Origin of the sequence: Pseudomonas sp. S10E 269 (assembly GCF_002798465.1) — a bacterium.
Classification (GTDB): Bacteria; Pseudomonadota; Gammaproteobacteria; order Pseudomonadales; family Pseudomonadaceae; genus Aquipseudomonas; species Aquipseudomonas pergaminensis.
The window spans coordinates 2,900,383-2,916,843 of the sequence record NZ_PHIJ01000001.1; the positions used below are offsets into that span (position 1 = coordinate 2,900,383).

14 protein-coding genes are annotated in these 16,461 nt (G+C 61.1%); 5 read left to right on the forward strand and 9 right to left on the reverse strand.

Going from position 1 to position 16,461, the window contains the following annotated elements; translation table 11 throughout:
- Positions 1-33 precede the first annotated feature (33 nt).
- The 8 genes from CWC48_RS13380 to CWC48_RS13415 all read right to left on the reverse strand — a co-directional run bounded on the left by CWC48_RS13380 (position 34) and on the right by CWC48_RS13415 (position 9,929).
- Positions 34-1,956, reverse strand: coding sequence for a PrkA family serine protein kinase (locus CWC48_RS13380; protein ID WP_078050428.1), 1,923 nt, complete (start codon positions 1,954-1,956; stop codon positions 34-36).
- Between the two features lie 283 nt (positions 1,957-2,239).
- Complete coding sequence (gene glpE, locus CWC48_RS13385; RefSeq protein ID WP_078050427.1) at positions 2,240-2,569, reverse strand: thiosulfate sulfurtransferase GlpE; 330 nt, start codon at positions 2,567-2,569, stop codon at positions 2,240-2,242.
- Positions 2,570-2,601: 32 nt separating this feature from the next.
- The gene (locus CWC48_RS13390; RefSeq protein WP_078050426.1) at positions 2,602-3,453 is read right to left on the reverse strand and encodes a symmetrical bis(5'-nucleosyl)-tetraphosphatase; all 852 of its coding nucleotides are present in this window, start codon (positions 3,451-3,453) and stop codon (positions 2,602-2,604) included.
- Positions 3,453-3,833, reverse strand: coding sequence for a Co2+/Mg2+ efflux protein ApaG (apaG, locus tag CWC48_RS13395; protein ID WP_010206973.1), 381 nt, complete (start codon positions 3,831-3,833; stop codon positions 3,453-3,455). The genes CWC48_RS13390 and apaG overlap by 1 nt, the downstream gene beginning before the upstream one ends.
- A gap of 175 nt (positions 3,834-4,008) precedes the next feature.
- The gene (gene rsmA / locus CWC48_RS13400; protein ID WP_100492015.1) at positions 4,009-4,821 is read right to left on the reverse strand and encodes a 16S rRNA (adenine(1518)-N(6)/adenine(1519)-N(6))-dimethyltransferase RsmA; all 813 of its coding nucleotides are present in this window, start codon (positions 4,819-4,821) and stop codon (positions 4,009-4,011) included.
- Entirely contained in the window at positions 4,818-5,807 is a 990-nt protein-coding gene (gene pdxA, locus CWC48_RS13405) for a 4-hydroxythreonine-4-phosphate dehydrogenase PdxA (RefSeq protein WP_099493041.1), read from the reverse strand. Before pdxA ends, rsmA begins: the two co-directional genes overlap by 4 nt.
- Positions 5,804-7,141, reverse strand: coding sequence for a peptidylprolyl isomerase (locus tag CWC48_RS13410; RefSeq protein ID WP_078050423.1), 1,338 nt, complete (start codon positions 7,139-7,141; stop codon positions 5,804-5,806). The genes pdxA and CWC48_RS13410 overlap by 4 nt, the downstream gene beginning before the upstream one ends.
- Positions 7,116-9,929 carry an LPS-assembly protein LptD gene (locus CWC48_RS13415; protein ID WP_100492016.1) on the reverse strand — a complete coding sequence of 938 codons (2,814 nt, stop codon included), beginning with the start codon at positions 9,927-9,929 and terminating at the stop codon, positions 7,116-7,118. Before CWC48_RS13415 ends, CWC48_RS13410 begins: the two co-directional genes overlap by 26 nt.
- 130 nt (positions 9,930-10,059) lie before the next feature.
- Here CWC48_RS13415 and CWC48_RS13420 point away from each other — a divergent pair, with 130 nt between their 5' ends.
- The 3 genes from CWC48_RS13420 to CWC48_RS13430 are packed head-to-tail and all read left to right on the forward strand — an operon-like array spanning position 10,060 to position 12,525.
- On the forward strand, positions 10,060-11,085 hold the full coding sequence (locus CWC48_RS13420; RefSeq protein ID WP_099493039.1) for an aminoglycoside phosphotransferase family protein: 1,026 nt from the start codon (positions 10,060-10,062) through the stop codon (positions 11,083-11,085).
- Positions 11,082-11,756, forward strand: a complete 675-nt coding sequence (gene murU / locus CWC48_RS13425; RefSeq protein ID WP_078050420.1) for an N-acetylmuramate alpha-1-phosphate uridylyltransferase MurU — start codon at positions 11,082-11,084, stop codon at positions 11,754-11,756. Before CWC48_RS13420 ends, murU begins: the two co-directional genes overlap by 4 nt.
- Position 11,757: 1 nt before the next feature.
- Positions 11,758-12,525 (forward strand): TerB family tellurite resistance protein, encoded by a 768-nt coding sequence (locus CWC48_RS13430; RefSeq protein WP_100492017.1) that lies wholly within the window; start codon positions 11,758-11,760, stop codon positions 12,523-12,525.
- A gap of 141 nt (positions 12,526-12,666) precedes the next feature.
- On the opposite strand, the gene CWC48_RS13435 is transcribed toward CWC48_RS13430, so the two are convergent.
- Positions 12,667-13,641 carry an alpha/beta hydrolase family protein gene (locus CWC48_RS13435; protein ID WP_099493037.1) on the reverse strand — a complete coding sequence of 325 codons (975 nt, stop codon included), beginning with the start codon at positions 13,639-13,641 and terminating at the stop codon, positions 12,667-12,669.
- Positions 13,642-13,718: 77 nt separating this feature from the next.
- Here CWC48_RS13435 and CWC48_RS13440 point away from each other — a divergent pair, with 77 nt between their 5' ends.
- Positions 13,719-15,713, forward strand: coding sequence for a histidine kinase (locus CWC48_RS13440; RefSeq protein WP_100492018.1), 1,995 nt, complete (start codon positions 13,719-13,721; stop codon positions 15,711-15,713).
- Positions 15,714-15,731: 18 nt separating this feature from the next.
- On the forward strand, positions 15,732-16,361 hold the full coding sequence (locus tag CWC48_RS13445; RefSeq protein WP_017739608.1) for a response regulator transcription factor: 630 nt from the start codon (positions 15,732-15,734) through the stop codon (positions 16,359-16,361).
- Positions 16,362-16,461: the final 100 nt, after the last annotated feature.

Consider the following 16,461-nt stretch of genomic DNA (forward strand, 5'->3'; position numbering starts at 1 on the left):
CCTGAGGCCCGGCAGCGCACGCCTGTCGCTGCCTTACTGCGATTTGCGAACCCGCAGGTACCACTCGGAGAGCAGCCGTACCTGTTTGTCGGTGTAGCCGCGCTCGACCATTCGTGTGACGAAGTCGTTGTGTTTTTGCTGGTCCTCCTTGCTGGCCTTGGCGTTGAAGCTGATGACCGGCAGCAGATCCTCGGTGTTGGAGAACATTTTCTTCTCGATGACCACCCGCAGCTTCTCGTAGCTGAGCCAGGTAGGGTTCTTGCCGTTGTTGTTGGCCCTGGCGCGCAGTACGAAGTTGACGATTTCGTTGCGGAAATCTTTCGGATTGCTGATACCGGCGGGTTTCTCGATTTTTTCCAGTTCCTCGTTGAGCGCTACGCGGTTGAGGATTTCGCCGGTTTCCGGGTCGCGGTATTCCTGGTCCTGGATCCAGAAGTCGGCGTAGAGCACGTAGCGGTCGAAGATGTTCTGGCCGTACTCGCTGTAGGACTCCAGGTACGCGGTCTGGATTTCCTTGCCGATGAACTCGATATAGCGCGGCGCCAGGTATTCCTTGAGGAAGCGCAGGTAGCGCTCGCGGGTCTCCGCCTGGAATTGTTCCTGCTCGATCTGCTGTTCCAGCACGTAGAGCAAATGCACAGGGTTGGCGGCGATCTCGTGCGGGTCGAAGTTGAAGACCTTGGACAGGATCTTGAACGCAAAGCGTGTCGACAGGCCGTTCATGCCCTCGTCCACGCCGGCAGTGTCGCGGTATTCCTGGATCGATTTGGCCTTCGGATCGGTGTCCTTGAGGTTTTCGCCGTCGTACACGCGCATCTTCGAATAGATGTTCGAGTTTTCCGGCTCCTTGAGGCGCGACAGCACGGTGAACTGGGCGAGCATCTTCAAAGTGTCGGGGGCGCAATGAGCCTTGGACAGGGAGCTGTTGAACAACAGCTTGTCGTAGATCTTGATTTCATCGCTGACCCGCAGGCAGTACGGCACCTTGACGATGTAGATCCGGTCGATGAAGGCTTCGTTGTTCTTGTTGTTGCGGAAGGTGTGCCATTCCGATTCGTTGGAGTGGGCCAGCAGGATCCCGGTGAACGGGATCGCGCCCAGGCCCTCGGTGCTGTTGTAGTTGCCTTCCTGGGTCGCGGTAAGCAGGGGGTGCAGCACCTTGATCGGTGCCTTGAACATTTCCACGAACTCCATCAGGCCCTGGTTGGCCCGGCACAGTGCGCCCGAGTAGCTGTAGGCGTCGGCGTCGTTCTGTGGGAATTCCTCGAGTTTGCGGATATCGACCTTGCCCACCAGGGCCGAAATGTCCTGGTTGTTCTCGTCGCCTGGTTCGGTCTTGGCTACGCCGATCTGGTTGAGGATCGATGGGTAGAGTTTCACCACGCGGAATTGGCTGATATCACCGCCGAACTCGGCCAGGCGCTTGGTGGCCCACGGCGACATGATGGTGTTGAGGTAGCGGCGCGGGATGCCGAAGTCTTCTTCGAGGATCGCGCCATCTTCCGTGGCGTTGAACAGGCCCAGGGGCGACTCGAAGACCGGTGAGCCCTTGATGGCGTAGAAGGGCACCTTCTCGATCAGCTGTTTGAGCTTTTCGGCCAGGGACGACTTGCCGCCGCCGACGGGACCGAGCAGATAGAGGATCTGTTTCTTCTCTTCCAGGCCTTGGGCGGCATGGCGGAAGTAGGAGACGATCTGGTCAATGCATTCTTCCATTCCGTGGAAGTCTTCAAAGGCCGGATAACGGCGGATCACCTTGTTGGAGAATATTCGCGACAGGCGCGAATTGTTCGAGGTGTCTATCAGCTCCGGCTCGCCAATTGCCAGCAGCAGACGTTCGGCGGCAGAGGCGTAGGTGCTGCGATCCTGTTTGCACAGCTCGAGATACTCTTGCAGCGTGAGTTCTTCCTGCTGTGTGGATTCGAAGCGGTTTTTGAAGTGGCTAAAAATACTCATGACGTCGTCACCTCGCTCGATACGTGGAGCCGACGCCGGATCAATCAGTCGATGCTGGCAGACATTGGCGAACGCCAACGGCTGTTTTCCCCCCAAACACCCTGAAACGCTACCGATGACCCGCACGCCGGTGTACCGGCTCTCCCCTGATTCGGATGGCCTGCGCTTAAGGATAGTTCGGAATCGGAGAGGTCAAGGCGCGATGCGCAATTAGTTTGGCTGCGCCGTTCGTCAGAAACGGCGCGAGCCCAAGCGTCACGCGGGGTAGCGGGGTGTAAAAAAATTATTGCGAATTGCCTGAGGAAATTTCCGCAGGATAGGTCGTGCGCCACAGCTCAAAGCCACCGTCCAGGCTGTAGACGTCGGAGAAGCCCTGGCTGATCAGGTAGGCCGCCGCGCTCTGGCTGGAATTGCCGTGGTAGCAGGCCACGATCACCGGTGCATCGAGGTCGGCAGCGCGGATGAAATCGGCGATGTTGACGTTGTCCAGATGTTGGGCGCCGGTGATGTGGGCAGCCAAATAGGTCGGCTGGTCACGGATGTCGACCACCACTGCACCTCTCTCGCGCAGGGCCTGGGCTTGTTCAGGGGGGATACGTTTGAATTCGCTCATGGCGGGCTCCTTGGGCTTGGCAGCGGCGGCGTCTAGCGCTTGGCGGCGGCCGGCAGTGTAACGGGAAGGGGGGATTCGCACTGGCAGCTGTGGCGCTCGCCCGTGTCGATGTTCATCAGGGTCATGGCGCCGCCCCACACACAACCGGTGTCGAGGGCGAATACGCCGGGTTCATCGCATTTGCCCTCAAGGGCGGCCCAGTGACCGAAGACGATCTTCGTGTCGCGGGTTTTGCGTTCCTTGTGGGCGAACCAGGGTTTGTAACCGGGCAGTGCGGTGTCGGCACCTTCCTTGCTCTTGAGGTCCAGCTTGCCTTCCGCGGTGCAAAAGCGCATGCGCGTGAAGTAATTCGTGATTACCCGCAGCCGCGTAACGCCCGTGAGGTCGTTGTCCCACTTCACCGGCTCGTTACCGTACATGCCGTCAAGATAAGCGGTGTACAGGTTGTCATCGGCGAGGGCGCTCTCGACTTCGGCGGCACATTTGAGGGCTTTCTTGAGTGTCCACTGGGGTGGGATGCCCGCATGGACCAGCGCCATGTTGCGGCCTTCATCGTAATGCATGATTTTTTGCCGGCGCAGCCAGTCGAGCAACTCGGCGCGATCGGGCGCTTCGAGGATTTCGCGCAGGGTATCGCCCTTTTTCAGGCGCTCGATGTTATTGCCGGCCGCCAGCAGGTGCAGGTCGTGGTTGCCCAGTACGCACACCAGGGATTCGCGCAGGCTATATAAGTAGCGCAGCGTCTCCAGGGATGCCGGGCCACGATTAACCAGGTCACCGACCAGCCACAGTCGATCGTTGCCCGGATCGAAGCTTACGCGTTCAAGCAGGCACTTGAGGGGCTCCAGGCAGCCTTGCAGGTCGCCGACCGCGTAGGTTGCCATCAGTGCAGGGCTCCCGGCACTGCAAGGCGGAAGGGCGCAATGATGGCGTCGAACAGTTGGCCGTCGGTGGCTTTCATCTGATACGAGCCCTGCATGGTGCCGACCTTGGAGGTCATCACCGTGCCGCTGCTGTAGGTATGGCTGGCGCCGCTGTCGATCAACGGCTGTTGACCCACCACGCCTGCACCGCGAACTTCTTCGACCTGACCGTCACCGTCGGTGATGACCCAGTGGCGCGACAGCAGCTTGGCCGGCACCAGCCCGTTGTTTTTCACCGTGATGGTGTAGGCAAAGGCGAAGCGGTTCTGTTCAGGTTGCGATTGGTCCGCCAGGAAGCGGGTGACGACGCTGACGTCGATCTGGTAGCGAGGATCGGACATGCAAGAGGCCTTAAAAGCAAAAGCGGAGGACAGCAGATGCCGGTCAGTCTAGGCCAAGAGGAGGGCACTAGGCCAGACTTGCCGTCTGGCCGGGTGGGCACGCCCTTATGGTAGCCGGCTTGCCGGCGATGGCGATCTTGAGGGCGACATCGCCGGCAAGCCGGCTACTACAGGGTTATTCAGCGGCTGGCGTGGGCTGAATGGCAAGCTGGTCAGCCAGGCGCACGAACGCGGCCAGGTCCAGTTGCTCGGGACGCAGGCTGCCGTCGACGTCGGCGGCTTCGATCTCGGCATTGCTCAACAACGCCTTGAGCGTGTTTCGCAGGGTCTTGCGGCGCTGGTTGAAGGCTTCGCGTACGACGCGCTCCAGCAGTTTGTGATCCTTGGCCGGGTGTGGCAGCACGGCGTGCGGCACCAGGCGCACGATGGCTGAATCGACCTTCGGCGGAGGATTGAACGCGCCCGGGCCGACGTTGAACAGGTGTTCGACGCGACAGTGATACTGGACCATGATCGACAGACGGCCCCAATCGCCACCGCCAGGCCCGGCAGCCAGGCGTTCCACCACTTCCTTTTGCAGCATGAAGTGCATGTCGCGGATGATCCCGGCATTGTTCAGCAGGTGGAAAATCAGCGGCGTAGAGATGTTGTATGGCAGGTTTCCCACCACCCGCAGGCTGTTGGGCGCGGCGTTGAGGGTGTTGAAGTCGAACTTCAATGCATCACCCTGATGCAGGTTGAAGTTGGGCATGCCGGCGAACTGCTGGTTGAGGATCGGGATCAGGTCCTTGTCCAACTCAACCACGTCCAATTGGCCGCCACTGGCCAGCAGGCCTTGAGTCAATGCGCCCTGGCCTGGGCCGATTTCCAGCAGACGGTCTTCGGGCTTGGCATGGATGGAGCGCAGGATACGGTCGATCACGCCAGCGTCGTGCAGGAAGTTTTGCCCGAAGCGCTTGCGCGCCCGGTGTTGGTAATGCTCAGTCATATACGGGTCTCGGCCATCTGATAGGCGGTTTCCAGGGCCACGTGCAGGCTGCCGGTATCGATCTTGCCACTGCCCGCCAAATCCAGGGCGGTGCCATGGTCGACGGAGGTGCGGATGATCGGCAGGCCCAGTGTCACGTTGACTGCGGCGCCGAAGCCTTTGTATTTAAGCACCGGCAGCCCCTGGTCGTGGTACATCGCCAGCACTGCATCGCAGTGCTCCAGATATTTGGGGGTAAACAGAGTGTCCGCAGGCAGTGGGCCGCGCAGGTCCATGCCTTCTTGGCGCAGACGCTCCAGGGTTGGTTCGATGATGTCGATTTCTTCATGGCCCAAGTGGCCGCCTTCACCGGCGTGGGGGTTGAGCCCACAGACCAGGATGCGCGGTTGGGCGATGCCGAACTTCTGTTGCAGGTCGGCGTGCAGGATGCGCGTCACGCGTTCCAGTCGTTCGGCGGTGATGGCATCGGCAATCTCACGCAGCGGCAGGTGCGTGGTCACCAGAGCGACCCGCAGGCCGCGCGTCGCCAGCATCATCACCACTTGTTCGGTGTGGGTCAGTTCGGCGAGAAATTCGGTGTGACCGGAAAACGCGATGCCGGATTCGTTGATCACGCCCTTGTGCACTGGCGCAGTGATCATGCCGGCGAAGTCGCCGTCGATGCAGCCTTGCCCCGCGCGCGTCAGGGTTTCCAGCACGAACGCTGCATTGGCCTTGTCCAGTTGCCCGGCAACCACCTTGGCCTGCAGCGGGGTGTCCCACACGTACAGGCTGCCGGCGGGGGCGGGCAGGTCGGGCCAGTTGCCTGGCGCCACCTTCAGCAAGTTGACAGCCACACCCAGTTGCACGGCCCGCTCAAGGAGCAGGTCGTGGCTGGTAATGGCAATCAGGGGGTGTGGCTGGGGTTGCGAGGCGAGCAGCAGGCACAGGTCAGGACCAATGCCGGCCGGCTCGCCGGGTGTCACCGCGAAACGCTGGGGTTTCACTGAACGGCCTGGTCGGTGCCTGTCTGGGCGCCTGGCAGCTTGTTCTCAACGTAGGCTTCGTCGCGGATCTGACGCAGCCAGGTTTGCAGCTCTTCGTCGTATTTGCGGTTACGCAGCACGTTCAACGCTTGTTGCTCGCGGGCCTGACTGGTGTTGTCGGTGGCGCGACGGCCAAGGACTTCCAGCACGTGCCAGCCATATTGGGTCTTGAACGGCTTGGACAGCACGCCTTGCGGGGTGTCGGCCATCACTTGCTGGAACTCTGGCACCAAGGCTTTAGGGTCGATCCAATTCAGGTCGCCACCGTTGAGGGCAGAACCCGGATCTTCCGAGAAGCTCTTGGCCAGGGTGGCGAAGTCTTCACCGCTTTCGATGCGGTCATAGATCTTCTGGGCCAGCTCCTTGGTTTGGGCTTCAGTGCGGATTTCGCTTGGTTTGACCAGGATATGACGAACATGCACTTCGTCTTTCAGCGAGGTCTCGCCACCGCGACGTTCCAGCAATTTCAGGATAATGAAGCCACCTGGCGTGCGGGCTGGCTGGGTGATGCCGCCCACTTCCATTGCGCTCAGTTCACGATCGAAGGGAGGTGGCAATTGAGCGGCTTTACGCCAGCCCATGTCACCGCCTTCGAGGGCGTTGTCGCTGCCGGATTGGGCAATGGCCATCTGGGCAAAGTCGGCACCGGCTTTCAGGCGATCATAGATAGCCTGGGTCTTGGCGGCGGCTGCATTGAGCTGCTCGGAGTTGGCGCTGTCCGGTGTCGGGATCAGGATGTTGGCCAGGTGCAGTTCTTCGGAAAGCTGCATCTTGCCCAGGTCGGATGCCAGGAAGTTCTTCACTTCTTGTTCCGATACCTGGACCCGTTCGGCAACACGGCGCTGACGCACACGGCTGATGATCATTTCACGGCGGATCTGGTCACGGGCGTCCTCATAGGACAAACCGTCGTGGGCCAGGGCTGCACGGAACTGGTCAATGCTCATGTTGTTGCGCTGGGCGATGGTGCCCACGGCCTGGTTCAGTTCTTCGTCCGAAATACGGATGCCGGAACGATCACCGATCTGCAGTTGTAGGTTTTCGACGATCAAGCGTTCCAGTACCTGTTGGTCCAGGACGCTGGTCGGTGGCACGCCACCGCCACGCTTGGCGATGGTTTGCTGGACTTCCTTGACGCGCTGGTCCAGTTGGCTCTGCATGATCACATCGTTATCGACGATGGCCACGACCTTATCCAGTTCTTGAACCGCAGCGTGCGCCGATGCGGTACCCAGGAACAGCGCGCCCAGCACTAGCGGGCGCAGACAATCAGAAAGCTTGGTTTTCACGTTCACGATAACCTTCAATGCCTTTGTCGAGGAAGCTCTCTACCTTGGCGCCGGTCAGGCCGCCGAGTCCTTTGAGGACGATCTGGAAGAAGAGCCCGTGGTCACCCTTTTCGTTAAGCGGGGCGATCTGGCTGTATTCGTCGTTGGAAACCCAGTAACGGTTGATGACGCGCAGTTTCCAGCAGCAGTTGTCGTACTCGAAACCACCGAAGGCTTCCAGGGTACGGTTGCGGGCGTAGTCATACTGCCAGCGGGTGATCAGGTTCCACTGAGGAATGATCGGCCACATCATCGAGAAGTCGTGTTGTTGGATTTTGTAGTAATCCTTCACGAAATTCGCGTCGCCTGGCTGGCCGTAGTCGCCACCAAACTGCCATTTGCCGGTCAGCTGGTTGTAGACAACCTGGTCGTTACGATAGCGATAACCCACGTTGATGATCTTGTTCGGGTTGTCTTCCGGCTGGTAGTGGAGCATCGCGCTGCCGGAACGGGGACTGTGTTCCTCGGTGTCCCAGTTGTAGTCGGCAGTGGCGCGCCAGTCGCGGTTGAAGCGGAACTCATAGTCCAGGGCAACCGGGGAAACATCCGACTGTGCATCGGCACGGTCAGCCGCCAGGATGCCTGGCAATTGCACTTCACGATCCTTGAAGTACAGCGCCTGGCCCACGGACACGCGCTGACGCTCGAAGCCATTCTCTTCGATCCAGCGGCTGGTCAGGCCCAGGGACAGCTTGTTCTCGTCGCCGATCCGGTCGGAGCCGCTGAAGCGGTTGTCGCGGAACAGCGAAGCGTAGCTGAACGAGTACTCGCTGGTGTCGAAGACCGGGATATCAGCCTGGTCCTTGTTCGGCACGTACAGGTAGAACGCACGTGGCTCGAGGGTCTGGCGATAGTCTTTGCCGAACCAGTTGGTATTGCGATCGAAGTACAGGCCGCTGTCGATGCTGGCCACTGGGACCGCACGGTCTTGGGAGCTTTTGAAGGTGCCACCGGCGTACTGTGTTCCATTTGCCACCGATGTAGCCTGGTCAGCAATGATCTGGTTCTTGCCGATGTTGTCCAGGTCCAGGTCGTACTTGGTGTACACGTACTTGAGCTTCGGTGTAACGAAGCCGTAGGTCCAGTTCATCGGGTATTCGACGGCTGGTGCTACGTTCAGGCGGGTACCGTTTGCACGGGTCAGGCCACGCACGTAGGTGTCCAGGCGTGCTTCGGTTTCACCGTTTTCATTGGTGAAGTTGCCGTTCTCCAGGTCGCGATCGAAGCGCACGGCCTCGGTCTCGTAGCTGAAGTTCAAGCCGCCCGGGTGATACGGCAGCTGACCATTGAAGGTGATCTGCGGCAGGCGGTTATACGGAGTGACCTGCGAAATCGTTGCCAGCTGGTAGGCCTGCAGGTTCAAGCGCGCCTGGAAGGTGTCGCCGCGATAAGTCACGGCACCTTGCTGGTTCAAGTAGTCGCGACTCTCTACACCTTCCTGGTAGGACTTGAGGTCCTGGAAGTAGTAGGGATCGCTGATCGTGGTGTAGTCGACCTCGGTCAGTACGCGCGAATCCAGCCCGCCCTTGTGCTGCCAGTTGAGCATGTAGCGGGTTTTTTCGTAGTCGGTCTGACGCTTGCGTTCGTCGTTGTCGTCGTTCAGGTACGCGCCGCCGAACTGGCCTTCGCTGGACTTGGTGAGGTAGCGGAATTCGCCTTCCATCATCATGCCGCGCTTGGTCATGTATTGCGGGTACAACGTGGCGTCATAGTTCGGCGCCAGGTTGAAGTAGTACGGCGTCACCAGGGTAAAGCCGGTTTCGCTGCCGGTGCTGAAGCTCGGTGGCAGGAAGCCGGATTGACGACGGTCGTCGATCGGGAAGTAGATGTAAGGCGTATAGAGGATCGGGATGTTCTTGACCCGCAACGTCGCGTTGGTGGCCGTACCGAAACCGGTGGCCGGGTTCAACGTGATGTTGTTGCCCTTGAGCTGCCAGGCGTTGCTGTCTGGCTCGCACGTGGTGTACGTACCGTCCTTGAGACGGATGATCGCGTTCTCGGCACGCTTGGCGTACAGCGCGTTACCGCGGATGCGCGACTTGTGCATCACGTATTCGGCATTGTCGATCTGGGCCGCGCCGGTATCGAGTTGCACTTCGGCGTGGTCACCCACGATCAGTGCACCGTTGTCGCGCAGACGGACGTTGCCGTTCAGCTCGCCACGGTTCTCGGCCTGGTACAGGCTGGCTTCTTCCGACTCCAGCTGCATGCTGCCCTGGCGCATGACGACGTCGCCTGCCAGGGTCGCAACCTGCGACTCCTGCTCGTAACGCGAGGCCTTGGCGCCGATGAAGGTAGGCGCATCGCTCTTGTTCGTCTTGTCGTTCATGCCAGGACGAGTCGGCTCGATGTACGCACCGCCGCAGTAAGGGCCGGTTTCGGCCAGTTGCGCTGCGGTCAGCTTGTCGCGCGGTACCCAGTCCAGGTGGCTGTAGTCGGCGCTGCGCGAACGCAGGCCACGGCCCTTGGATTCGGTGACCAGTGCGGTCTTGGGCTCGGCCTCGGCTTTGCCGCCAGCATCGGCTTGCGCCGTGCTGTTGGCGGAGCTGACGGCTGCACCGTCATGCACCGGGCGTGGTGGCAACGGGGCTGCGGCGGTTTTTGGCGCGCAATCCCAGGCACCCGAAGCAGAGACTGAGCAGTCATACTGTTCCGCGGCGACCACGAATGAGGTGGCGAAGGGTTGCAAGGCCAGCAGACTGCCGGTTACCAGCAACGGAAATTTTCTACGAAACGCGGGGGATTTCAATGCCATCTTATTAGTCCGGGCTTCCTGCGTGCCATCTGCCCGCGGTTTGGGCCGCACGCCTCTCGATGGTCTGAAAAAGATGCGTGATAATAAAGCATGCCCCGCTTGACGGCTAGCGCCGTCGGAGACCCTTGTAATGCCCGAGCAAGATCTACGTTTACAACAGCTGGAAGTCTGGCTGGATGAGCAGTTGCCGATCCTTTTCAACGCTCAAGACTGGGGTGCCGTACCCCCGGCCACATTGACCGCGGCCAGCAGCGACGCGAGTTTCAGGCGCTACTTCCGTTGGGAAGGCGGTGGCCGGACCTTCGTGGTCATGGACGCTCCACCCCCCCAGGAAAACTGCAAACCTTTCGTCGATATCGCTCATTTGCTGGCGAAGTCGGGAATAAATGTTCCAAAAATTTACGCAGAAGATTTGCCGCGAGGCTTTCTTTTGCTCAATGACCTGGGCAGAAAAACCTACCTGGACGTGATTGACGACAAAAACGCCGATCAATTGTTTGCCGATGCCATCGACGCCTTGCTGGCTTTCCAGCAACTGCCGATGGACGCGCCGCTGCCCAGCTATGACGTCGCCTTGCTGCGCCGCGAGCTCGAATTGTTTCCTGAATGGTACGTGCGTCGGCACCTGGGTATCGAACTCGATACACAGCAACAAGCGCTTTGGCAGCGTGTCAGTGACCACCTCATTGACAGCGCCCTGGCGCAGCCGAAGGTGCTGGTGCACCGCGACTATATGCCACGCAACCTGATGATCAGCGAGCCGAACCCAGGCGTGCTGGATTTCCAGGATGCGGTCTACGGGCCGGTCACCTACGACATCACGTGTCTGTTCAAGGACGCCTTCCTCAGTTGGCCCAAGGCGCGCGTGCGGGACTGGCAGCGCGGCTATTGGGCGCGTGCCGGGCAACTGGGCATTCCAGTGCAGCCGGATTTCGAAGACTTCCTGCGCGCCAGCGACTTGATGGGCGTGCAGCGTCACCTCAAGGTCATCGGGATTTTCGCGCGCATTTGTCATCGCGACGGCAAGCCACGCTACCTGGCCGACGTGCCGCGCTTCTTTGCCTATATAGAAGCAGTGCTGGCGGACCGGCCGGAACTGAGCGAACTCGGTGAGCTGCTGGCCAGCCTGCGTCAGCCCGTCGAGGCGAGCGTATGAAGGCCATGATCCTGGCCGCTGGCAAAGGCGAGCGGATGCGTCCACTGACCTTGCACACGCCCAAGCCGCTGGTGCAGGCCGGCGGCAAGCGCTTGATCGAGTATCACCTGGAGGCGCTGGCCAAGGCTGGCTTCACCGAGATCGTGATCAACCACGCCTGGCTCGGCCAACAGATCGAAAGCTACCTGGGGGACGGTGCGCAGTTTGGCCTGCGCATCCGTTACTCCGCAGAAGGCGAGCCGCTGGAAACCGGCGGGGGAATTTTCCAGGCGTTGCCATTGCTGGGGGACGAGCCTTTCCTGGTGGTCAATGGCGACATCTGGACCGATTACGACTTCACCCAGCTCAAGCAGCCGATCAAGGGCCTGGCTCATTTGGTGATGGTCGATAACCCGGCGCATCACCCTTCGGGTGGCGATTTCTACCTTGATCAAGGTTTGCTTCATGATGCAGCGGCCGGTGCCGATAACCTGACCTTCAGTGGCATTTCCGTCCTCGACCCCAAGCTGTTCGCGGGTTGCAGCGCGGGTGCCTTCAAGCTGGCGCCGCTGTTGCGAGCGGCCATGGCCAAAGGTCTGGTAACGGGGGAACACATGGCGGGACGCTGGATTGATGTCGGCACGCTGGAGCGCCTGGCGCAAGTCGAAACCCTGCTGACAGCGGGGCAGTAAGATGCTGTGGCCAGGGACGCTGATCGGCGCCGGGGCTGGCTTTGCCATTGCCAGTATTCCGGGGGCCATGTTGGGTGCACTGTTGGGGCAGGCGCTGGATCGCCGTCTGCAACTGCAGAGTTGGGCGCAACTGCGCGAGCGCCTGGGCGGGCGCCCGGCATTGCGCAATGACGAATTGTTGTTTGTGTTGCTGGGGCGCTTGGCCAAGAGCAATGGGCGAGTGGTGGATGGGCATATCCAGCAGGCGCGCCAGGAAATGCGCGCGCTGGACATGAGTGACTCAGCCCAGCGCCGTGCGATTGCGGCGTTCAATCGCGGCAAGTCCGGTTCCGATCGGGTTCGCAGTTATCTACGTGTGCTCAAGGCTCAACCTCATGCCGCGGAGGGTGTATTGCGCGCGTGTTGGCGCATGGTCTGGGCGGATGGCAAGGCGAGTGACGCCGAGCGCGACCTGATCGACCTCTGGGGCAAGTGGCTGGGCTGGACGCCGCAGCAACTCCAGGCACTGGCCGCCGACTTTACGCCGGAGCGCAAGCCACTGGTCAGTCGGGGCCCCACTTATCAGGATGCGTTGCGTTTGCTGGGCGTGACCGCCACTACCGAGCCGTCGATGATTAAACGGGCTTATCGCCGCCTGCTCAGTCGCCATCATCCGGACAAGATTGCCGGTACCGGCGCCAGCGCCGCGCAAGTGCGTGAGGCCACCGAGCGTACTCGCGAGTTGCACAACGCCTATGCGTTGATCCGCGAACGCCGGGATTTCCGTTAGTTTTCACTTCCTCACGTTGATAACCCGTTCCCGTGTGGGAGCGGGCTTGCTCGCGAATGCGGTCTATCAGTATCCGATGCGCTGACGGACCCACCGCCTTCGCGAGCAAGCCCGCCCTCAAAGGAGACCTGCGGTGTGCCCTCAGTCGGCGCTTGCTTGCGGGCTCAGCCAGCCGCGAACCCTGCGATACAACTGCTCCTGGCCGGCATCACTGTTGCCGGGCAAGGTTTTCAACGACACCTGCTTATAGCCCTCATTCTTCAAACGCTTGGCCGCCTGGGCGCGGGCCAGGGCGTTTTTGCGCGATAGGGCTTGGTCTTGATAGAAAACATCGGCAGTCGGCAGTTTCAGGCCTGGGGCCAACTGCTGGACATCGGGATGGCGCCCGGTGGGCGTCTGCGCCGCCACCATGACGAACTTCTGCACCTGGGACGGTTGCTTCTCGCTCAGATAGCGCGCGGCCCACCAGGCGCCGGTACCATGGCCGAGCAGTACCACACTGCGCGCGCTCTGGGTCTGGGCGAAGGCCACGGCGGCGTCGATGCGGTCGAAAATGCGCGACGCATCGGTCTTGTCTTGCTCATCGGCGCCCGGCACCAGTGACGGGTCGGTGCCTTCGGCTTCGGCACTGGCGGCCTGCTCGATGGGTTTGTCGGCGGTGCTCGCTTCCTTGCTACTGGTGTCGACAGTGGCCTTGGGCGCTTCCATTACGCGCGGCGGCAGGGTGTCCACGCTCACGTCTGGCAGCGACAGGCTGAGGCTGCCCCAATTGGCATCCGGCAATTTGTGCCGCAACGGGCTGATTGCTTGCGGCCAGTCAGCGTTTTCGCCGGCGCCCGGTACGATAATCACCACGCCCTCGGGTTCGGCGCTGTTGGCCGGCTTCCACAGCGCCAGGAATGAATCGCTGCCGGCCTGCAATTGTTGCTGTTCCTGTTGCGGGATTTTGCGTGTAAGAAAGCTGGCTTCTTCCTGGCTACGCTCTGGCAGCGGCTGGCGCTCGACAGGTTTTTCGGCGGCAGGTGCAGGGGCGTCAGCGGCTTGTACAGAAAAGGCACTGGTAAAAAGCAGCGACAGGCACAATGCTGGCAGTGCCGAACGTTGGAAAAAGGGCATCGTTAATTCCCGGCCAGAAGTGATTCCAGCAGCCTAATGGGTTGGTCAGTATTTGTCAGTGATGTGAGACGTGGATCATGGTTTATCGCTGTCTGCTGGTTATCGGCTGTTTGTGCCTTGCCTTGATGGCCAATGCCGCCCCTGCGCCCGCTGCACCGCAGGCGCAGCTCACTGCCCAGCAACGCGAATGGCTGGCCCAGCACCCCGAGCTGCGGGTGGGGCTGGTGTTGCAGGCGCCTTACGCGCAATACGATCGGCGTTTGCAACGGCTGTCCGGGGCGAATGTCGAGTTGATGCAGTGGCTGGCCAAGGCCCTGAACATCGAGCTGACCTGGCGCAATTTTCCCAACCAGGAGCAACTGGAAGCCGCTGTGCGCGAAGGCGAAGTCGACGTCGCCCCCGGCCTGCAACAAACCCCGGCCGGCTTGCGCTTGTGGTTGTTCACCGACCCTTATATGCGCGTGCCGCAACACATCGTCGGCATCCGGGAGGGCGGCGGCGCCGTTGAGTTGGAAAAGCTCGATGAGCAATCCCGTGTCGCTGTGCGCATGCCCAGTGCCGTGGCCGATTACCTGCGCAGCACCTATCCCACCCTCAACCTGCAAGGCGTGCCAATGGAGCGCCAGGCCCTGCAGTTGTTGGTGAGCCAGCAGGCGCGTTACGCGGTGGTGGATGAAGCACAGTTGAGCCGTTTGTCCGGGGAGGCCGAGTTTGCCGGGCTGGCGGTGGTGGGCGATATCGGCTTGCCGCAATTGTTGCGGGTGGCCACGCGTCGGGAATGGCCGGAACTGGCCGGCATCATGGAAAGCGCACTTCGCGCGATTCCTGCCCGCGACCTGGACCAATTGCACAGCCGCTTGCTGCAACCCAAGTACCCGCGCCTCACGGAATCCCAGGGGCTGTGGCAAAACCTCAGCCTGTTGCTGGGCCTGTTGCTGCTTGCCAGCCTGGCCGTCGTGGTCTGGCAGCGACGCCAGCAACGGGTGCTGGAGCAGGGCCTGCTTGCCGCTCGTGAAGAAAGCGCAGCCCGTGCCGCCGGTGCCGAAGCCTTGCGACTGACGCAGTTTTCCATCGATCAGAGCACTGTCGGTATCCTTTGGGTCAACTGGGACAGCCATGTGCGCTACGCCAACCGTGCCGCCGAAAACATGCTCGGCTACGGCCCCGGGGCGCTGATCGAGCGGCCGCTGGCCGACCTTGATCCAAGCCTGGACATGGACCGCTGGCTCAACCTGTGGAAGCGTGCGCGGGCCAGCGAAGACGGCCCGCAGAATTTTGCCACTGACTGCCGGCGAGCCGATGGCAGCATCCTGCCGACTAATGTGTCCTTGAGTTTTCTGCGGTTCGCCGAGGCCGAATACCTGGTGGTTTACCTTAATGACGTCACCGAGTTGCGCCGGACGTTGGCCGCGTTGCTGCAAAGTGAGGCGCAGTTACGCGAACTGTCCGCCCACCTGGAAACCGTGCGCGAAGAAGAGAAGGCTCGCATCGCCCGCGAGGTACACGACGAGCTTGGGCAAATGCTCACGGTGCTCAAGCTCGAAACCTCGATGTGCGAGCTGGCCTATGCGCAACTCGACCCCGGTTTGCACGAGCGTTTGAACAGCATGAAGCGCCTTATCGCCCAGCTGTTCCAGTTGGTGCGCGATGTGGCGACGGCGCTGCGGCCGCCGATTCTGGATGCCGGCATTGCCTCGGCCATCGAATGGCAGGCGCGGCGCTTTGAAGCACGTACGCAGATTCCCTGCCTGGTGCAGGTTCCGGATAACCTGCCGGCTCTCAGCGATGCCAAGGCCATCGGCCTGTTCCGCATTTTGCAGGAGGCGCTGACCAATGTGATGCGCCATGCCCAGGCGCATACTGTGGAGCTGACCCTTGCCGTGGAGGGCGCGGATTTGCGACTGACCATCAGCGACGATGGCGTCGGTTTCATCCAGGCCCAGGGCCGCCCGGTGTCATTCGGGTTGGTGGGCATGCGCGAGCGGGTGCTGATCATGGGCGGGCAATTGAGCCTGGACAGCGAGTTGGGGGAGGGCACCACCCTGAGTGTCACGGTGCCGTTGGATGCATAACACCAAGAGGAAGTCCCTGTGATCCGCGTACTGGTAGCCGAAGACCACACCATCGTTCGTGAAGGCATCAAGCAATTGATCGGCCTGGCCAAAGACCTGTTGGTGGTTGGGGAAGCGAGCAATGGCGAGCAACTGCTGGAGACGTTGCGCCATGTGCCGTGCGAGGTGGTGCTGCTGGACATCTCGATGCCTGGCGTCAACGGCCTGGAAGCGATCGCGCGCATCCGTGCACTGAGCAATCCGCCGGCGATCCTGGTGTTGTCGATGCACGACGAAGCGCAGATGGCCGCCCGCGCCTTGAAGGTCGGCGCCGCCGGTTACGCCACCAAGGACAGCGACCCGGCGCTGTTGCTCACGGCAATCCGCAAGGTGGCGGCCGGCGGGCGTTACATCGACCCGGACCTGGCAGACCGGATGGTCTTCGAAGTCGGCCTCACCGATACGCGACCGTTGCATTCATTACTGTCCGAGCGCGAGTTCTCGGTGTTCGAGCGCCTGGCCCAGGGCGCCAACGTCAACGACATCGCCCAGCAACTGGCGCTGAGCAGCAAGACCATCAGCACCCACAAGGCGCGACTGATGCAAAAGCTCAATATCACGTCCCTGGCGGAGTTGGTGAAGTACGCCATGGAACACAAGCTGCTCTAACCACATACCTGATAACGACACCGCGAAAACCCCGCCGAGCCCAGTCTTGCCGCTTGCAGCTCGCCACTTGTCGCTGCACCGTCCCGTGCGCGCCATCCGT

What these genes read in the sequence shown, in the direction of transcription:
- CWC48_RS13420 (WP_099493039.1), top strand. Translation starts at nt 10,060, where the DNA reads ATGCCCGAGCAAGATCTACGTTTACAACAGCTGGAAGTCTGGCTGGAT.
- CWC48_RS13380 (WP_078050428.1), bottom strand. Translation starts at nt 1,956, where the DNA reads ATGAGTATTTTTAGCCACTTCAAAAACCGCTTCGAATCCACACAGCAG.
- CWC48_RS13430 (WP_100492017.1), top strand. Translation starts at nt 11,758, where the DNA reads ATGCTGTGGCCAGGGACGCTGATCGGCGCCGGGGCTGGCTTTGCCATT.
- CWC48_RS13440 (WP_100492018.1), top strand. Translation starts at nt 13,719, where the DNA reads ATGGTTTATCGCTGTCTGCTGGTTATCGGCTGTTTGTGCCTTGCCTTG.
- glpE (WP_078050427.1), bottom strand. Translation starts at nt 2,569, where the DNA reads ATGAGCGAATTCAAACGTATCCCCCCTGAACAAGCCCAGGCCCTGCGC.
- apaG (WP_010206973.1), bottom strand. Translation starts at nt 3,833, where the DNA reads ATGTCCGATCCTCGCTACCAGATCGACGTCAGCGTCGTCACCCGCTTC.
- CWC48_RS13415 (WP_100492016.1), bottom strand. Translation starts at nt 9,929, where the DNA reads ATGGCATTGAAATCCCCCGCGTTTCGTAGAAAATTTCCGTTGCTGGTA.
- murU (WP_078050420.1), top strand. Translation starts at nt 11,082, where the DNA reads ATGAAGGCCATGATCCTGGCCGCTGGCAAAGGCGAGCGGATGCGTCCA.
- CWC48_RS13435 (WP_099493037.1), bottom strand. Translation starts at nt 13,641, where the DNA reads ATGCCCTTTTTCCAACGTTCGGCACTGCCAGCATTGTGCCTGTCGCTG.
- CWC48_RS13390 (WP_078050426.1), bottom strand. Translation starts at nt 3,453, where the DNA reads ATGGCAACCTACGCGGTCGGCGACCTGCAAGGCTGCCTGGAGCCCCTC.
- rsmA (WP_100492015.1), bottom strand. Translation starts at nt 4,821, where the DNA reads ATGACTGAGCATTACCAACACCGGGCGCGCAAGCGCTTCGGGCAAAAC.